The sequence below is a fragment of the Tenacibaculum sp. 190130A14a genome, assembly GCF_964048965.1.
GTDB lineage: Bacteria > Bacteroidota > Bacteroidia > Flavobacteriales > Flavobacteriaceae > Polaribacter > Polaribacter polynesiense.
This window is the reverse complement of the sequence record NZ_OZ040189.1, coordinates 2,286,283-2,304,591: the sequence shown is the minus strand read 5'-3', so window position 1 is coordinate 2,304,591 and position 18,309 is coordinate 2,286,283. Positions and strand designations below refer to the sequence as shown.

General features: G+C 33.2%; 15 protein-coding genes and 1 rRNA gene. 6 read left to right on the top strand and 10 right to left on the bottom strand.

Annotated elements, in window-relative coordinates; all coding sequences use genetic code 11:
* The first annotated feature begins 129 nt into the window (after positions 1 to 129).
* A 5S ribosomal RNA gene (gene rrf, locus ABNT22_RS10965) occupies positions 130 to 238 on the top strand.
* 64 nt (positions 239 to 302) lie between these two features.
* On the opposite strand, the gene ABNT22_RS10960 is transcribed toward rrf, so the two are convergent.
* Entirely contained in the window at positions 303 to 1,862 is a 1,560-nt protein-coding gene (locus ABNT22_RS10960; RefSeq protein ID WP_348716706.1) for a hypothetical protein, read from the bottom strand.
* Between the two features lie 134 nt (positions 1,863 to 1,996).
* Here ABNT22_RS10960 and ABNT22_RS10955 point away from each other — a divergent pair, with 134 nt between their 5' ends.
* The 4 genes from ABNT22_RS10955 to leuB all read left to right on the top strand — a co-directional run bounded on the left by ABNT22_RS10955 (position 1,997) and on the right by leuB (position 6,361).
* On the top strand, positions 1,997 to 3,172 hold the full coding sequence (locus ABNT22_RS10955; RefSeq protein ID WP_348716708.1) for a 2-isopropylmalate synthase: 1,176 nt from the start codon (positions 1,997 to 1,999) through the stop codon (positions 3,170 to 3,172).
* On the top strand, positions 3,172 to 4,554 hold the full coding sequence (gene leuC, locus ABNT22_RS10950; RefSeq protein WP_348716710.1) for a 3-isopropylmalate dehydratase large subunit: 1,383 nt from the start codon (positions 3,172 to 3,174) through the stop codon (positions 4,552 to 4,554). The genes ABNT22_RS10955 and leuC overlap by 1 nt, the downstream gene beginning before the upstream one ends.
* Before the next feature lies 1 nt (position 4,555).
* Positions 4,556 to 5,137: a 3-isopropylmalate dehydratase small subunit gene (leuD, locus tag ABNT22_RS10945; RefSeq protein ID WP_348716712.1), complete on the top strand. Its 582-nt coding sequence runs from the start codon at positions 4,556 to 4,558 to the stop codon at positions 5,135 to 5,137.
* 108 nt (positions 5,138 to 5,245) lie between these two features.
* The gene (gene leuB / locus ABNT22_RS10940) at positions 5,246 to 6,361 is read left to right on the top strand and encodes a 3-isopropylmalate dehydrogenase (protein ID WP_348716713.1); all 1,116 of its coding nucleotides are present in this window, start codon (positions 5,246 to 5,248) and stop codon (positions 6,359 to 6,361) included.
* Positions 6,362 to 7,253: 892 nt separating this feature from the next.
* Here the strand turns inward: leuB and argH are convergent.
* From argH to ABNT22_RS10895, 9 genes are all read right to left on the bottom strand, one after another.
* On the bottom strand, positions 7,254 to 8,537 hold the full coding sequence (gene argH / locus ABNT22_RS10935) for an argininosuccinate lyase (protein ID WP_348716715.1): 1,284 nt from the start codon (positions 8,535 to 8,537) through the stop codon (positions 7,254 to 7,256).
* A gap of 257 nt (positions 8,538 to 8,794) precedes the next feature.
* On the bottom strand, positions 8,795 to 9,862 hold the full coding sequence (locus ABNT22_RS10930; RefSeq protein WP_348716716.1) for a M20 family metallo-hydrolase: 1,068 nt from the start codon (positions 9,860 to 9,862) through the stop codon (positions 8,795 to 8,797).
* A complete protein-coding gene (argB, locus tag ABNT22_RS10925) occupies positions 9,859 to 10,626 on the bottom strand; it encodes an acetylglutamate kinase (protein WP_348716718.1) in 768 nt (255 codons plus the stop codon). Before argB ends, ABNT22_RS10930 begins: the two co-directional genes overlap by 4 nt.
* 151 nt (positions 10,627 to 10,777) lie before the next feature.
* Positions 10,778 to 11,728 carry an acetylornithine carbamoyltransferase gene (locus ABNT22_RS10920; RefSeq protein ID WP_348716720.1) on the bottom strand — a complete coding sequence of 317 codons (951 nt, stop codon included), beginning with the start codon at positions 11,726 to 11,728 and terminating at the stop codon, positions 10,778 to 10,780.
* Positions 11,725 to 12,864 (bottom strand): aspartate aminotransferase family protein, encoded by a 1,140-nt coding sequence (locus tag ABNT22_RS10915; protein ID WP_348716721.1) that lies wholly within the window; start codon positions 12,862 to 12,864, stop codon positions 11,725 to 11,727. The genes ABNT22_RS10920 and ABNT22_RS10915 overlap by 4 nt, the downstream gene beginning before the upstream one ends.
* Positions 12,861 to 13,661, bottom strand: a complete 801-nt coding sequence (gene proC / locus ABNT22_RS10910) for a pyrroline-5-carboxylate reductase (RefSeq protein ID WP_348716723.1) — start codon at positions 13,659 to 13,661, stop codon at positions 12,861 to 12,863. Before proC ends, ABNT22_RS10915 begins: the two co-directional genes overlap by 4 nt.
* Positions 13,662 to 13,687: 26 nt before the next feature.
* Positions 13,688 to 14,665, bottom strand: a complete 978-nt coding sequence (gene argC / locus ABNT22_RS10905) for an N-acetyl-gamma-glutamyl-phosphate reductase (protein WP_348716725.1) — start codon at positions 14,663 to 14,665, stop codon at positions 13,688 to 13,690.
* A gap of 33 nt (positions 14,666 to 14,698) precedes the next feature.
* On the bottom strand, positions 14,699 to 15,877 hold the full coding sequence (locus tag ABNT22_RS10900) for an argininosuccinate synthase domain-containing protein (RefSeq protein WP_348716727.1): 1,179 nt from the start codon (positions 15,875 to 15,877) through the stop codon (positions 14,699 to 14,701).
* Between the two features lie 11 nt (positions 15,878 to 15,888).
* Positions 15,889 to 16,506 (bottom strand): GNAT family N-acetyltransferase, encoded by a 618-nt coding sequence (locus ABNT22_RS10895; protein WP_348716729.1) that lies wholly within the window; start codon positions 16,504 to 16,506, stop codon positions 15,889 to 15,891.
* Between the two features lie 907 nt (positions 16,507 to 17,413).
* Between ABNT22_RS10895 and ABNT22_RS10890 the strand changes: the two genes are divergently transcribed.
* The gene (locus ABNT22_RS10890; RefSeq protein WP_348716731.1) at positions 17,414 to 18,307 is read left to right on the top strand and encodes a branched-chain amino acid transaminase; all 894 of its coding nucleotides are present in this window, start codon (positions 17,414 to 17,416) and stop codon (positions 18,305 to 18,307) included.
* Positions 18,308 to 18,309: the final 2 nt, after the last annotated feature.

Sequence of the window (18,309 nt, the reverse complement as noted above, 5' to 3'; positions counted from 1 at the left end):
TAGTCTTCCTCCTTCGGGAGGAAGGACACTCTTTAGAAAGAGTATTTTACGTAAAAACAAACTTGATTTAGATTATCATATTATTTTACCATATGTCAAACATATACAGTTGAAACAACTGAAACAGTTTAAGGTGATTATAGCAATGGGGCTCACCTCTTACCATTCCGAACAGAGAAGTTAAGCCCATTAGCGCCGATGGTACTGCCACTGGTGGGAGAGTAGGTCGTCGCCTTTCTTTTAAACCTCAGTCTTTTATTAAAAAGATTGAGGTTTTTTTTTGCTCTAAATTCAAGAATGAATTAACGAAGTAAAGTAGCAGATTTCTCTTTAATTATTTGTGCAACAGATTTATTTTCGATTTTACTTTCTAGCCATGAAAGTATATCTAAGTATAAAAAAGCACGCTTTTCATAAGGATGATTTTCAAAAGTTTTTAGGCGTTCATATATCTTCCTAAACTCTTTTTTAAATTCATGCGGATATAAATCTCCTAATGAACGTATCGATTCAATAAATACTTTTTGAACTTCCTGTAAATTTTCCATTTTAAGTAAAAACTTATAGGTGTCTTTAAATTGTCGCTCTAAATGATAATCTAAACCAGATTCATAATGAGCTATTAGATTTAATATTCGAGCAAAGCATTGTAAATCTTCACCAACATAGAGTTTCTTAGCATTAATTATTTTAGCTAAGTAAGTTATACATTCTTTGTTTTTTCCCATACCAAAATACAAACAGGCTATTTTATAGTAAAATCGAACAACGTGATGTTTGTCAATTCGATCATGATATAATTGCAATTGACTCAAAATTTCGGAAACCAAGTATTCGCCTTCGTTAAAAGTACCTTCAATAAAATGTTTATGAAGTTTGTGAGAATATAAATATTGAGATATTAAAATTTCGGTATTACTGTTTGAAGGAATTTCTTTATTATATATTTCATTTTCAAACTGAGTTAATTCTTTAATAAATTCATTTCGATGTTTGATAAAAAATAAAGATTCAAGTAAATAGTTTTTTCCTTTAAGGTAGAAAACCGGATTCACTTTGATCATTTTAGGATACTTATCAAATAAATTCACCCATTTAGAGGCATATTTATAGGCATGTAAAAAGTCTTGAGTTAAAAGAGAACGCCAGAGATAGGCTTTGTATAACCATAGTTGCTCTCTAAATCCTAAATCAACAAAATCATAATTTGGTAATCGTGCTTCAAAATAATTTGTTATCCTTTGAACTTCAAAGTCATTTTTGACATATCCGGTTTTTAGTAGAATACCATATAATTGAAGGGATAGGTTAGATAACTTACTTGTGATAACATTTTGTAAACTTAGTTCCTTTGCTTGTATCGTAAGTTCATCTGCCCTAGTACTAATACTGCGAGTTATATATTGACTTTCAATTACTTTTTCTAATTCGACAATTTCATAGGCAATATTTTTTTCTTCATTTTCAATTGCCATATTTTTAGCTTTGTCGAGTAATTTTAGGCTTTGTTTATATAGTCCTTTTTGATATAAGACAGTTGCAAAGTCTAGTTGTTCACGTATTTGTACACGAATGTTTTTATGCGCAGGATTCATTCGTAAACTCGCTAAAATTTGCCTATATAAATGAGCTTTTAAATTGGACAATTGTTGTTTGCTTACAATTCCACTTTTTAATATGGCTTTTTCATCATACTTCTTTTGTTTTTCAAGGAATTTAAAAAGTGTAAAAAATTTTGCCTCAGTGTTTCCTTCCAATCTACCAATGTATAAACTGAATTGACGTTTCTCTGATTTCGTAAGTGATTGAATCAGTATAAATAAAGAATCGTTTTGTTGATTAGATTTTGTAAAATGATTCATGTTAAGTTGTTGATTATCAGAGTTTAGTTTGCGTTTTTTGTCTTGTTTGGTATCGTAAGTACTTTTTAAAAAAAGTGCTCTTATGAAATGCCAATATATACATTTGGATTATAAAAAGACAATTATTTAAGGTAATGAAAGATAATAAAGTCCAAATATTCGATACAACTTTACGTGATGGAGAGCAAGTTCCAGGTTGTAAACTAGATACTAAACAAAAGCTAATAATTGCAGAACGACTTGACTTTTTAGGGGTTGATATTATAGAAGCAGGTTTCCCTATTTCTAGCCCAGGAGATTTTACTTCAGTAAATGAAATCGCTAAACTGGTTAAAAATGCCACTGTTTGTGGGTTAACTAGAGCGGTTAAAAAAGATATTGAAGTGGCGGCTGAAGCATTAAAAGTTGCAATAAGGCCTAGAATACATACTGGTATTGGAACAAGTGAATCTCATATAAAATACAAGTTCAATGCTTCTCAAGAAGAAGTAATAAGAAGAGGAAGAGAGGCAGTAGCTTATGCAAAGAACTTTGTAGATGATGTAGAATTTTATGCTGAAGATGCAGGAAGAACTGATAATGCTTTTTTAGCAAAAGTTTGCGAAGAGATGATTAAGGCAGGAGCAACTGTTTTAAATATTCCAGATACTACAGGGTATTGTTTACCAGAAGAGTATGGAGATAAGATTAAATATCTAAAGGAGAATGTAAATGGTATAGATGATGTAATCATTTCATGTCATTGTCATAATGATTTGGGTTTGGCAACAGCAAATTCAATAGCAGGAGCTATTAATGGTGCTCGTCAAATAGAATGTACTGTGAACGGTATTGGGGAAAGAGCTGGAAACACTGCACTTGAAGAAGTAGTTATGATTTTAAAACAACATCCTTATCTAAATCTTCAAACAGACATTAATACCAAATTGTTATATGACACGAGCTTAATGGTACGAGAGAAAATGGGAATGCCTGTACAACCTAATAAAGCTATTGTAGGAGCCAATGCATTTGCACATAGTTCAGGAATCCATCAAGATGGTGTAATAAAAAATAGAGAAACTTATGAAATTATTAACCCAGCAGATGTAGGAGTAACAGAAAGCGCAATTGTTTTAACTGCTAGAAGTGGTAGGGCTGCATTAGCCTATAGAGCAAAGAAAATAGGGTATGAGTTAACTAAGTTACAGTTAGATACTGCATATAAAACATTCTTACAATTTGCAGACAAACAAAAGGAGGTAATTGATGAAGATATTCATTTAATTATGAAACAAGTTAGTAAAATTTCTAAAATAGCGATAGCCTAATGAAGAAGACCTTATTTGATAAAGTTTGGGATGCCCACGTAGTTGATACTGTAGAAAAGGGACCACAAATTTTATATATAGACAAGCATTTAATTCATGAAGTAACAAGTCCTCAAGCTTTTAATGAATTAAAAGAACGAAATATTCCGATAGCAAGACCTGATAGAATTGTAGCAACAGCAGATCATAATACACCAACTGTTGATCAGCATTTACCTATCAAAGATGATTTGTCAAGAAATCAATTAGAACAATTGACAAAAAACTGTGAAGAGAATGGTATTACTTTATACGGACTAGGACATAAGTATAACGGAATTGTTCATGTAATGGCACCTGAATTAGGAATAACACAACCCGGGATGACTATGGTATGTGGAGATAGTCATACATCTACACACGGAGCATTTGGTACAATAGCATTTGGTATTGGAACAAGTCAGGTAGCTCAAGTATTTGCAAGCCAATGTTTGTTAATTCAGAAACCTAAAAAGTTACGAGTTAATGTAAATGGAACTTTGAAAAAAGGAGTATTACCTAAAGATGTAATTTTATACATCATAGCACAACTTGGAACAAATTCAGGGACAGGATTTTTTTGTGAGTATGCAGGAAATGTTTTTGAAGAGATGAGTATGGAAGGACGTATGACGGTATGTAACATGAGTATTGAAATGGGAGCGAGAGGAGGAATGATAGCTCCTGATGAAACTACTTTTGAATATATTAAAGGTAGAGAATTTGCTCCAAAAGGAGAAGATTTTGAAAAGAAAGTTGCTTATTGGAAAACATTAAAGAGCGATGAAGGCGCTAATTTTGACCAAGAATACTCTTTTAATGCTGAAGATATTGAACCGATGTTAACCTATGGAACGAATCCTGGGATGGGTATAAAAATTACAGAAAATATTCCAGATGAATCGGATGCATCTTTTAAGAAGTCATTAAAATATATGAATTTTCAAGGTGGAGAAAGTTTAATTAACAAACGAATTAACTATGTGTTCATCGGGAGTTGTACAAATTCACGTATTGAAGATTTTAGGGTGGCAGCGCATTATGTCAAAGGAAAACAAAAAGCAATAAATGTTAATGCTTGGCTAGTTCCAGGTTCCCAACAAGTAGCGAAACAAATTAAAGAAGAAGGATTACAAACTATTTTCGAAGAAGCTGGGTTTGAATTGCGTCAACCAGGTTGTTCAGCATGTTTGGCAATGAATGATGATAAGATTCCAGAAGGGGAGTATTGTGTTTCTACTTCGAATAGAAATTTTGAAGGACGTCAAGGGCAAGGAGCACGTACTATTTTAGCAAGTCCTTTAATGGCAGCTGCAACTGCTGTAGAAGGAAAAATTATTGATATAACGCAACATTTAAATTAGTATGGAAAAGTTTACAAAACTAATAGATACGGCAGTTCCATTACCAACAGAGAATATTGACACAGATCAAATTATACCAGCACGCTTTTTAAAAGCTACCGATAAAAAGGGATTTGGTGACAATGTTTTTAGAGATTGGCGTTTTCGAAAAGATGGAAGTATTGATGAATCATTTGTATTGAATGATTCTAAATATACAGGAAAGATTTTAATTGCAGGAGATAACTTTGGATGTGGTTCAAGTAGAGAACATGCAGCTTGGGCATTAGAAGGGTATGGCTTTAAAGTTATAATTTCTAGTTTTTTTGCTGATATTTTTAAGGGAAATGCGTTAAATAATGGTATATTACCAGTCCAAACATCTGGAGATTATTTAAAGAAGTTATTGAAAAAAGTAACTGAAGAACCTGAAACGGTTATCATTGTTGATTTAGAGAATCAAAAGTTGAAAACTCCGGTCGGTAATATCGATTTTGAAATAGATTCATATAAGAAAATCTGTTTGTTAAATGGTTATGACGATATTGACTTTTTAGTTAGTAAAAAAGACAAGATTAAGGAGTTTGAAATAGAAAATTATTAATAGAAAAGGACACTAAAAACCAATAATAAGCTAGTATTTAAAACTACACCTATTTTTTCTTTGAAGGGTGAAAGAATAGGTTCAGTGTCCGATTTAAAGAAACAACAAATGAAATTTAATATAACAGTAATCGCAGGTGATGGAATTGGACCTGAAGTAACAGCTCAAGCGCAAAAGGTACTTAATGCTGTGGCAAATATATATGATCATACTTTTTTATTTACACAGGCTTTAATGGGGGCTTGTGCAATCGATGAGACTGGAAATCCGTTACCAGATGAAACTATTCGTTTATGTAAACAAAGCGATGCCATACTTTTTGGGGCTATTGGTGATCCTAAGTATGATAACGATCCAACTGCAAAAGTACGTCCAGAACAAGGCTTGTTAAAACTTCGAAAAGAGTTAGGTTTGTTTTGTAATGTACGCCCAGTAAAAGCATATAATCAACTTATTAAAAACTCTCCACTAAAGAAAGAAATTATACAAGGAACAGACATTTCTATTTATAGAGAATTAACTGGTGGAATTTATTTTGGAATTAAAGAATTGAGTGATGATGGTCAAATTGCGTTTGACGGTTGTTCTTATTCTGTTGGAGAAATTGAAAGAATAGCGCATTTAGCTTTTAAAGAAGCTCAAAATAGGCGTAAAAAGTTAACGTTGGTTGATAAGGCAAATGTATTAGAAACTTCAAGATTATGGAGGAAAACAGTCTCGACTTTAGCAGCACAATATCCTGATGTAGCATTTGAAACGATGTTTGTAGATAATGCGGCAATGCAATTAATACTTAATCCTAAACATTTTGATGTGGTCTTAACAGAAAACTTATTTGGAGATATTTTATCTGATGAAGCAAGTGTTATAGGAGGTTCTATTGGTTTGTTAGCATCAGCTTCAGTAGGGAATAAGAATGCATTATTTGAACCAATTCATGGTTCATATCCACAAGCGAAAGGAAAGGATATCGCAAATCCTTTAGCATCGATTTTATCAGCAGCAATGTTGTTACAACATTTAGGATTACATGAAGAAGCGCAAGCAGTGGAGAAAGCAGTGGAGAAATCACTTGAATTAGGAATAACTACTGAGGATATTAATTCTGATAAAAATTTTGGTACTAGTAAGGTAGGAGACTTTATTGCAGATTATATTTACAATCAAGAAGATAGTAACATTAATTTCCAAAATGTACATATGGGGCAAAGTACTATCATTTAAAAGTTTATAAGCCAATCCGGAATAATCTAAAACCACAGAAAAACTCAAGGTTAATTAAATGCACAACTATAAACCTTCGGATTGGCGTTTTATGAGAAAATGTATAAGTTCTAAATACTTCAAACTATTTTGAATACATTTTATAATTGTTTTTTAAGAACTAGGTTAACGCCTAGTTCTTATTATTTAAAGTGGAGTAGGGAGATAGCATTACTTGTTCTTAGTTATTGATCATTTGGGAAAAGGAAGATGATATTTATATAAAAACAAAAACTACTTTACAATAGATGCAAAGCAGTTTAAGTTTGTTTTCTTACCCTTTATGGTATAAGTACGGATATATTATATTAATCCGAACTATCTAGTTATACTGTTTATGGATATGAACAAACTTACATTATTTTTTTGAAAAAACCTTATGGTTATCCGTATTTTTATGAGTAATATTAAATCTAATGTTTTGTCAATTAGTGATTTAGTTTTTTTTAATTGGTTGTAAAGATAATTGCTTTAAAAGTATTTGCTATTGATAGAAATCTCAAAAAAAGTATAAAGAGTTAAACCAATCCGAATTAAATTTCAACCCTTTTAAAATTTTAGTTTGGAAAACGTACACAACTCAACGTATACAATAATAACTTTTCGGATTGGTTTTGATGATGTTTTTTGGATTTAATACAAACTTAACGATTGTAGATATCTTTTGTTTACGGGTTTGCGTATTAATAGAAGATTTTAGTTAGAAAGTACAAAAACTACTTTATCCTTAAAGTAGTTTTTGCCTGTTTTCCCTTAATACGATATGGTTGTGAATTATATCCTTCCCATTCAATGTAAACATAACCCTTTCTTTTCTTATATCCTTACGGGTATCCGTAGATAGGGTAAAAAATTATAAAAAGAATGTGTTTAATTTTTCCTGTATCTTATCAAGTGCCAAATTATTGATGCTTCCAATGTGTGAATGGACTATGGAAGAATTGGGGATATAAGTGCCCTCATTGATTTGTTTTCCCAATTGTTTATAAGCTTCACGAAAACTAACTCCTTTTTGAATAAGCGTGTTTATACTGTCTACAGTGTAGAGATATTTGTATTTTTCTTCCGTAAGGTCAATTTCCTTTACTTCAATTTGTTGTATAGCATAATTTAAAATATCTAAAGAGTTTTTTAATTCTTCAAAAGCGTTGATAATATTTTCTTTTAACAACTGATAATCTCTATGATATCCGCTAGGTAGATTATTGGTTAATAATAGTGTCTCGGTATGTAAAGCCTGAATTTTATTGCACTTTCCGCGGATTAATTCAAATACATCTGGATTCTTTTTATGTGGCATAATACTACTTCCTGTAGTTAATTCATCAGGAAAGGAAACAAATCCGAAATTCTGACTCATATACAAACAAATGTCCATAGTAAAACGCGCGAGAGTATTTGCAAGACTACCCAACGCCATAGCAACGGTACGCTCACTTTTTCCTCTGCTTAACTGTGCGGCTACTACGTTGTATTTTAAAGTGCTAAAATTCAATGCTCTTGTAGTAAAATCTCTATCAATAGGGAAGGAGCTACCATATCCTGCTGCTGATCCTAATGGATTTTGATCTACGATTTTATAAGCTGCTTGTATCATATTTAGATCGTCAATCAATATCTCAGCATAGGCAGAAAACCAAAGTCCGAAGGAGGATGGCATAGCTACTTGTAAATGGGTATACCCTGGTAATACTAGATCTTTATATTGGTCAGCTAACTTTAATAATGTAGTAAACAGTGTTTTTGTTTGTTGTGTAAGCGTTGTCAAATTATCTTTATAGTATAATTGCAAGGCCACTAATACTTGATCATTTCTAGAACGTGCTGTATGAATTTTTTTACCAACTTCACCATATTGTTGAGTAAGTTCATATTCTATTTTAGAATGTACGTCTTCAAAGTAATCATCAATAACAAAGGTTCCATTATCTATTTGTTGGGCTATTTTTTCGAGTCCTTCAAGTAGCTGTGTGTATTCTTCTTTATTAATAATTTTTATACTTTCTAGCATTTGTGCATGCGCTATAGAGGCTTTTACATCGTATGCCGCTATGTGTATATCGATGATTCTATCATTGCCTATAGTGAAGTTTTCTATTTTTTTATCTATATCTATTCCTTTGTCCCAAAGTTTCATGGTTCTATATTTTAATTTTTACACTATTGTTTCTTGTTATTGCGAGAGCACCTTGCGAATCTGTTTATTGTTTACGTTTGTTTTTAACAGGTTGCTTCGTTCTTCTCTTAAAGACGTTGTTTTTTAGTTTTCAGTTCTCAGTTCTCAGTTCTCAGTTCTTAGTTTTTAAAAGATATTACTAACAAAATTCTATTTTGTTGTCTTTTGTCCTGATCTTTAATCTTAGGTTTTAGTTAATTGTTTACTCTACTTAACATCTAAGACCTAACAACTTTCTCCAACAATTGTATATACAAATCAATACCTTCTTCAATCTCCTGAAGGTAAATAAACTCATCAGCGGTATGAGACCGTTTACTATCTCCAGGACCTAATTTTAGTGATGGGCAGTTTAGTATAGATTGATCAGAAAGGGTAGGGGAACCGTAGGTTTTTCTTCCTAATTCAATTCCCGCTTGCACCAATGGATGTTCTTTTGATATAGAAGAAGAATTTAAGTACAAACTTCTTGGTGTTATGTTAGTACAAGGCGCATGCTTTTGTAAATAATCATTGATTTCTTCATTGGTATATTGATCATTTACACGAATATCTACTACCATAGAGACACTTGCAGGTACTGCATTGTGTTGTTTTCCTGCATTAATTTGGGTTACTGTAACCTTTACATCTCCCAAGGTTTCTGAACTTTTCTCAAATCGTAATTTTTGAAACCATTCCAATACCTTAACAGTATTGTAAATAGCATTATCATTATTTTGATGTGCTGCATGACTTGGTGTCCCTATAACTTCAGCATCAAATACAACTAATCCTTTTTCTGCAATAGCTAGTTGCATTAAAGTAGGCTCTCCCACAATAGCAACATCTATGGTCGGAAGTTCTTTTAACAAACCATTTAACCCATTAGGTCCGCTACTTTCTTCTTCAGCAGTTCCTGCAAATACTAAATTATAAGTTAAGTTTTGTTGCTCATAAAAATAGGTATAGGTAGCCAATAGAGATACTAAGCATCCTCCTGCATCATTACTTCCTAATCCATATAACTTACCGTCTTCTACTATAGGATAAAACGGGTCTTTAGTGTATCCGTTGTTAGGCTTTACCGTATCGTGATGTGAGTTTAATAATATAGTAGGTTTCTTAGGGTCATATGCTTTATTTACTGACCATACATTGTTCTGCGTTCGTATGTATGGAATATCAAAGTTTTGAAACCAGTTTTCTAACAGTTGAGCTGTATGTGCTTCTTCCGAAGAAAAGGACGGTGTAGCAATTAAGTCTTTTAATAAAGATATGGCTTTTGTAGTGAGTTTAGAAATCATTGTAATTGTAATGTGGTATGTGTTGTTGTATTAAATAGCATTTCTGTAGTGCCGATATGCACTTGAGATACATTGTTTTGTAAGGCATGGAAGCAATTATCAAGCTTAGGAATCATACCTTTAAAAATGATTTGTCTCTTTTTTAATTGTTGGTATTGTTTAAAATGAATTTTTTCTATAACAGAAGTAGGATCATTGATATCTTTTAATACCCCTTGTTTATCAAAGCAGTAATAGAGTTCTGTTCTATAATATTTACCAAAGGCAATTGCTATTTCAGAAGCAATAGTATCTGCATTTGTATTGAGTAAATCACCATTTTTATCATGGGTAATAGCACAGAATACTGGGGTTATATTATGATTTAACAGCAGTTCAATCGTATTCGTATTAATTTTTAATGCATCACCTACATACCCGAAATTAATTGGATTTGAAGATCTTTTTTGAGCAACAATAGTTTGGGCATCCGCGCCAGTTAGTCCTAGGGCGTTTATTTGATTGGCTTGTAGTTTAGCAACAATATTTTTATTAATTTTTCCTGCATATACCATGGTAATAATATCAAGGTTTGCTTGATTGGTAACTCTTCTACCATCAATCATTTGTACAGGAATATTTAACTCTTTCGCTAATTTAGAAGCTATTTCACCACCTCCATGAACTAGTATCTTTGGACCTTCTATTTGATGGAAATTGGTCAAGAAATTTTCTAAAGCTCTTTGGTTATTGATAATATTTCCTCCGATTTTTATGATTTTCATTTGTTTTTTGTTTTCTATTGTCATTACGAGGGCATCGCGGAAATCTGTTTATTGTGCAGGTTATGTTTAGACAGATTACTTCGTTTCTCTTGGTTTCACTCGTAATGACGTTAGTTTTAATTTTCTTGTTTCTTGTCTTTCCTCTTTCTTCTTAGGTCTTAACCAATCCCAACAATATTTCTTGTAACACCGCTTGCGCCGCATAGGTTCTATTATTTGCTTGTGCTATGACTAGAGAATTGTTTCCGTCTAAAACGGCATCTTCTGCAACGACATTCCTTCGAATAGGTAAACAATGCATGAACCTAGCGTTACCTAATTTTTCTTGGGTAATCGTCCAATTAGTATCAATAGGAAGTATTTTTCCATAGTCAGAAAAAGAACTCCAGTTTTTGGTATATACAAAGTCGGCATTTTTTAACGCTTCTTCTTGATTATATACAATACTCGCATTTTTTGTAACGGTGGTATCTAATTCATACCCCTTTGGATGAGTAATTACAAAATCAATATTGTTACTCATACGATGCATAAGATGTACAAAAGCATTGGGTACCGAATGTGGTAATGCCTTCGGATGTGGTGCCCATGACAATACAACTTTCGGTTTTTGAACGGTGTTATGTTCTTCTAAAGTAATCGCATCGGCGAGTGCTTGTAACGGATGGTCTGTAGCACTTTCCATATTTACAATAGGAATACTAGCATACTTTTGAAGGCTCTGTAATACCCACTCAGTAGTATCTTTTTCTTTATCGGTTAAGCTTGGAAATGCTCTAATAGCAAGAATATCTCCATAATGAGAAATTACCTGAGCGGCTTCTTTGATATGTTCAGAAGTATTTAAATCCATAATGGTTCCTTCTTCAAACTCTATATTCCAAGTAGCATTGATGTTTAAAATACTCACCTCCATTCCTAGATTCTTAGCGGCCTTTTCGGTACTTAATCTAGTACGTAAGCTCGCATTGAAAAATAGCATGATTAAGGTTTTGTTTTTCCCTAAATGGCTATACTGAAAAGGATCATTTTTCAATTGAATTGCCTTTTTAACAAGCGTATTTAGGTTCTTTATATCATTTAAACTGGTATACTGTTTCATGATGTAATGGTTTTTAATTCTTGTTGGAGGGCGTGAATAAATAGATCTACATGTTCTTTTTGTAAGCTCAACGGAGGTAGAATTCTTAATAAATTCGGATTCTTAGCACTCCCTGTAAAAATGTGCTGATTAAACAACAGCGACTTTCTTAAAGAGGCTATGGCAAACGGAAACTCGATTCCTAACATAAGTCCTCTTCCTTTAATAGCGCTTATTTGTGGAATCTTGCTGAGTTGTGCTATCAAGTATTTAGAAACATTGAGGGTATGCTCTAATAGCTGTTCTTTTTCAAGTGTTTTTAAAACAGCCAAAGAAGCAACGCAAGCCAAATGATTTCCTCCAAAGGTAGTTCCTAATAATCCGAAAGAAGCTTTGATAGCTGGATGAATAAGAATACCACCAATAGGAAAACCATTCCCCATTCCTTTAGCCATAGAGATAATATCTGGCTGAATACCGTGTTTTTGAAATGCAAAGAAATCACCTGTTCTACCAAATCCCGATTGTATTTCATCGGCAATCAATAGGGTATGGTACTTTGTACAAAGTGCTCTTACACCTTCATAAAAAGAGGTAGAAGCTTCGTCTAAACCACCAACTCCCTGTATGGTTTCTAGTATCACGGCACATACTTCATGGGTTTGTAATACCTTTTCAACTGCTTTTAAATCTTCAAAATCAATAAAAATTACCTCTTGTTGTGCATTGATAGGAGCAATAATCTTCGGATTATCGGTTGCGGCAACTGCTGCCGAGGTTCTACCATGAAAAGAATTTTTAAAAGCAATCACTTTCTTTTTATCTGTATGAAAAGAGGCAAGCTTTAAGGCATTCTCATTGGCTTCTGCCCCTGAGTTGCATAAAAACAATTGGTAGTCTTCACAATTCGCCATATGAGTTAATTGTGTTGCCAGTGCTGTTTGCAAAGGGTTTTGGACAGAATTGCTATAGAACCCCAATGCATTTACTTGTGTTTGTATGGCTTGAGTATAGACAGGGTGCGCATGTCCGATAGAGATCACTGCATGGCCGCCATATAAATCTAGATACTTTTGATTGTTGGTATCGTATACAAATACATCCCTTCCTTTTACAGGGGTAATATTAAATAACGGATATACATTAAACAGACTCATATTTGCTCTTTTTTAATGGTATTAATTTTATTGAAAGAGGATACCATTCCTTGAATCAATGCAGCGCTTAGTCCTTTGTGTTCCATCTCGTTCAAACCTTCAATAGTACAGCCTTTTGGAGTGGTTACTTTGTCTATTTCTTGTTCTGGATGACTACCTGTATTGATTAATAAATTAGCGGCTCCCTCACTGGTATACATGGCAAGTTCTTGTGCTTCTTTAGCATCAAAACCTAGTTGAATGGCAGCTTGTGTCGTTGCTCGTATTAGACGCATCCAAAAAGCAATTCCACTTGCACATACCACGGTAGCGGCCTGCATTTGACTTTCTGGAATTACCAAAGTATTTCCGAGGACCTTAAAAATAGAAGAGGCCAATTGTACATGTCCGTTAGCACTAGTATTGCTACAAATACAAGTCATAGATTTTCCTACAGCAATAGCAGTGTTTGGCATCGCTCTGATAATATTGTGTTGAGCTCCAATACTAGCTTCTATTTTATCAATAGAATAGCCCGTAATGGTAGAAATAATGACATGATTTGGGGTTAATACTGGTTGAATTTCTTGTAGTATTTGCTCAAAATGCCTTGGTTGTACTGCAAAAATTAAAATATCAGCTTGTTGAACCGCTTCCATATTACAAGTGGTTAGCTGTACTTTTTCGGTAGTAGCAAACTCTTCTAATTCTTTGAGGTTTCTTTTGGTTAAAATGAGTTGACTAAAGGTGTTGTTTTTAATCAATCCTTTGGCAATTGATTTTCCTAAGTTTCCGGTTCCGATGATGGCTATTTTCATGTTCTTTTTTGTTTATTTTTTAATGATTAGAAGTAGGTTGCTTTTAAGTGTAATCCGGTAGCTTCTGGTAAGTCAAATAATAGATTCATGTTTTGTACTGCTTGCCCTGAAGCTCCTTTTAAAAGATTGTCTATACTACTTGTAATTAATAATTGATGGTTGTATTTATGTAAGTGAATCAAGCATTTGTTGGTGTTTACCACTTGTTTTAAATGAATTGGATTTTCTGAAATATGGGTAAATGGATGTTCTTTGTAATATGCTGCATACAATTCTTTGGCTTCCTCAATGCTTCCCTCAAATTCGGTATAAAGGGTTGCAAAGATTCCTCTTGAAAAATTCCCTCTATTCGGAAGAAAAAACACTTCTGAATTAAAAGATGACTGCAAGGTGGTTACCGTTTGTTGTATTTCTCCTAAATGCTGGTGTGTAAAAGGCTTATAGTACGAGTAGTTATTATCTCTCCAGGTAAAGTGAGTAGTGGCAGATAGGGAAGTACCCGCACCCGTTGCTCCCGTAACCGCATTGATATGAACATCGTTTACCAATAGTTTTGAATTAGCCAAAGGGAGTAAAGCCAATTGAATTGTCGTGGCAAAACACCCTGGATTAGCAATATAGTTGGCATTTTGGATGACTTCCTTTTGAAATTCAGGTAAGCCATATACAAAATCTTTCTCATTGAAAATGGCATCTTTATAAAGTCTAAAGTCATTGCCTAAATCAATAATTTTAGTATGATTGGCAAAAGTGTATTTCTCTAAGAACTTCTTTGAGTTTCCATGTCCGAGACACAAGAAAAGCACATCGATATTATAATTGATTTCTTGTGTAAATTTTAATGCTGTATTCCCCTCTAAGTCTTGATGTACTTGAGAAAGCTTATTATCAGCATTGGAGGTGCTATATACAAAGTTGATAGCTGCATTTGGATGTTGTAACAAGAGTCTGATTAATTCTCCTGCTGTATATCCTGCTCCTCCTATGATTCCTACTTGTATCATGTTATTCTTTAATTATGAATTACGAATGCGTAATTATTGATTTACTTGTTGATAGATTTTGTTTTGATTTCCTAAAAGCTTTATAAAACCTTTGGCTTCCTCGGCGGTCCATCCGGTATTCATTTCTCCATAACAGCCAAATTGAGTATTCATTAAATCATGAGGAGATGAGATTCCGTCTAAACTAAAGTGATAAGGTTTTAGCGTAACAAATACATGCCCTGTAACTTTGTCTTGACTATTTTCTAAGAAATCTTCTATGTTTCTCATTACTGGATCTAGATACATACCTTCATGCAAGTGCATTCCATAAAAATTAGCTAGGTATTCTTTATGTTGTAATTGCCATTTGGTAAGGGTATGTTTTTCTAGTAGGTGATGGGCTTTGATAATAATTAAAGCGGCTGCAGCTTCAAAACCGACTCTTCCTTTAATTCCCACGATAGTGTCACCTACATGAATGTCTCTACCAATAGCAAAAGAAGATGCAATCATGTCTAAAACTTTGATATTGGTGACCATGTCTTTATGAATATCATTAATAGCAATCAATTCCCCTTTGCTAAAGGTTAGTTTTACCGTTTTAGGAGTTACTTTGTCGAGTTGTGATGGATAGGCTTGCTCTGGTAATGGCTTGTTTGAAGTTAAGGTTTCTTCACCACCAACACTAGTTCCCCATAAGCCTTTGTTGATAGAATATTTGGCTTTTTCCCAAGAAAGCACAATACCATTTGCCTTTAAATAATCAATTTCTTCCTGTCTTGATAGTTGTAAGTCTCTAATAGGCGTAATGATTTCAATTTCTGGAGCCAAGGTTTGAAAGATCATGTCAAACCTAACTTGATCATTTCCTGCTCCCGTACTTCCGTGTGCTATGTAAGAAACTCCTATACTTTTAGCATAATTGATAATTTCAATAGCCTGAATAATTCTTTCTGCACTTACAGAAAGAGGGTAGGTATTGTTTTTTAAGACATTTCCGAAGATTAAATACTTTACCACCTTATGGTAGAAGTCGTTTACTGCATCAATGTTTTTGTAGGTGCTTACTCCCATGAGATAGGCTTTTTCTTCAATATGTTTAACTTCTTCAGACGAGAAACCTCCAGTATTCACACTTACCGCGTGTACTTCATATCCTTGTTTTACTAGGCTAACTGCACAATATGATGTGTCTAGACCTCCACTATACGCAATGACTAATTTTTTCATTTGATATTAAATTATTTAGTTGTTTGTTTTTTTAAGAACAAGGCTTCCTTAATTTTTTTTAGTCTTTGGAAGACCTTTTCTTTGACTTTTACTTTTTTTGAGTTGGAGGTATTTGGATCATATAGCATGCCCGTACATAAGCACATTTTTTGCTTAGTTCTTTGTAGAACATCGTAGTTTATACAGGTTTGACATCCTTTCCAAAAAGACTGATCTTCGGTTAATTCTGAAAACGTAACAGGCTTGTAACCTAGGTTTGTATTCATTTTAATAACCGCTAATCCGGTAGTAATACTGAAAATTTTGGCAGTAGGATATTTGGTTCTAGATAGCTCAAAAACATGTTTTTTAATCTTTTTAGCGAGCCCAATTCCTCTATAGTTCGGATGTACAATAAGTCCGGAGTTTGCTACAAACTTTCCATGTTCCCATGATTCGATGTAACAAAAACCAGCAAATTGATCTCCATCTAAAGCGATCACCGCATTTCCTTGTGTTAACTTAGAAATGATGTAGTTAGGTGTACGTTTCGCTATACCAGTACCTCTTTTTTGAGCGGCTTTTTCAATGGTATCACAAATAACTTGCGCATATGTGGTATGCGATGCATTGGCAATAACAATTTTCATTGATATTTAGTTATGATTGAAATTTTAAGTTGTAATCGTTTTGTTGGAAGAAGGAACCGGACACACCTAAGTTCCATGAAATAGAGAAACACCCTTACGGGCGTGGTCGGATAAAAGTAGGGCGTATAGTAATATGGCTATCTGAAAAGATAGTATATGAATTACTAATAAAATTTAAAATTGCTGTTGGTTTCAAAACGAAAAAATAAAAATACAATACCTAGTTTGCTATAAAAGAAGACGCTGTGTCGGTGATTTACCGCACAAACAAACTGGGTGTATTATTGTATGTTTTATTTTGTTGCATAACGCTACAAAGCTATAAATTAATTTTTGATAAATAAAAGAATAAAATTAATTTTATTTTTAATCCCTTGTAAAATAAGGGGTTGTAGCCCTGTTGTTTGCAGGTTTTTATTTTTTTTGTTGAAAAATGTTTGGTGGTTAAAAAAATATTTTGAAATATTTGCAACAGAATGAGCAAACAAGTATTAAATATTATTTCTGTCATTATTGTCGTTGTGATTATTTCACAAGGATAGGGGAAGTAGTATTTAAATTATAATATATCATGAAAGGCTTCCTAAAATTTAGGAAGCCTTTTTTTTATGCAATTCAAATAGAACATATGAACATATTTACAAACATAGTAGTCATTATCATTATTGTCATTATTAACTCACCACCGAGTTGATGCAGATAGCTATTGTGTATAAGAAAGCCTGTATCAATTTTTGATACAGGCTTTTTTTATATCGTGAATGTAAAAGAAAAATTAAATTTAACTAACTGTAAATCAATAAAATGAATAAAAAAGTCGTCCAATAGGAATCATCCAAGATCAAAAAACACAAGAAAGTAATAAAACCGTTTAAAATAATTTCGAATAACAAAAACAACTAAAACAATGTACTATAACGATAACACCATAATTTATTACAATGGGGAGTTTTTAAAAGCAACCGATGCAAAAGCTACTACCAATATGTATAGCCAAAGCTTGCATTATGGAAACGGTGTTTTTGAGGGAATACGAGCATACGAAACTTCTAAAGGAACCAGAATATTCAAAGCCTATGATCATTATAAAAGATTGAAGTACGGGGCAGAAGTAATGAATATTGAGTTTGATTATACGGAAGAAGAGTTAACTAGAATAACCTATGAATTGCTAGAGAAAAATGGGTTTAAGGATGCTTATATCCGCCCAATCATCACAACTGGAGCTAATATGAGCTTAACCACTTCAACAGAAACCAACTTAATTATTCAATGTTGGGAATGGGGAAAGTATATGGGAGATAAATTATTGAAAGTGAAAACTTCAAAATTTCAAAGACCAAATCCTAAATCATGCTTTGTAGAAGCTAAGGTAACAGGGCACTACATCAATTCTATCTTATCTACCAATGAAGCAAAACAAGCTGGGTATGATGAAGCCTTATTGCTGGATATGAATGGGAATGTAGCAGAATGCTCAGGAGCTAATGTATTTATGCAAAAAGATGGAAAGTTATATACACCACCACGCGGACATATCATGGCAGGTATTACCAGAGCCACGGTAATTGATTTATGCAAAGAAGCAGGAATTCCTATTGAAGAAAAGCATTTTACTCTAGAGGAGTTAAAAGATGCAGATGCATGTTTCTTTACAGGAACCGCAGCAGAAGTAGTAGGGTTACAATCGTTAGATGATTACCAATTTCCATTGGCATGGGAGAAATCACATGGATATCAATTAATGAAATTGTACAAAGAGGAAGTATTAGAATTAAGAAAACAAGCAAAAGCTGTTTAAAA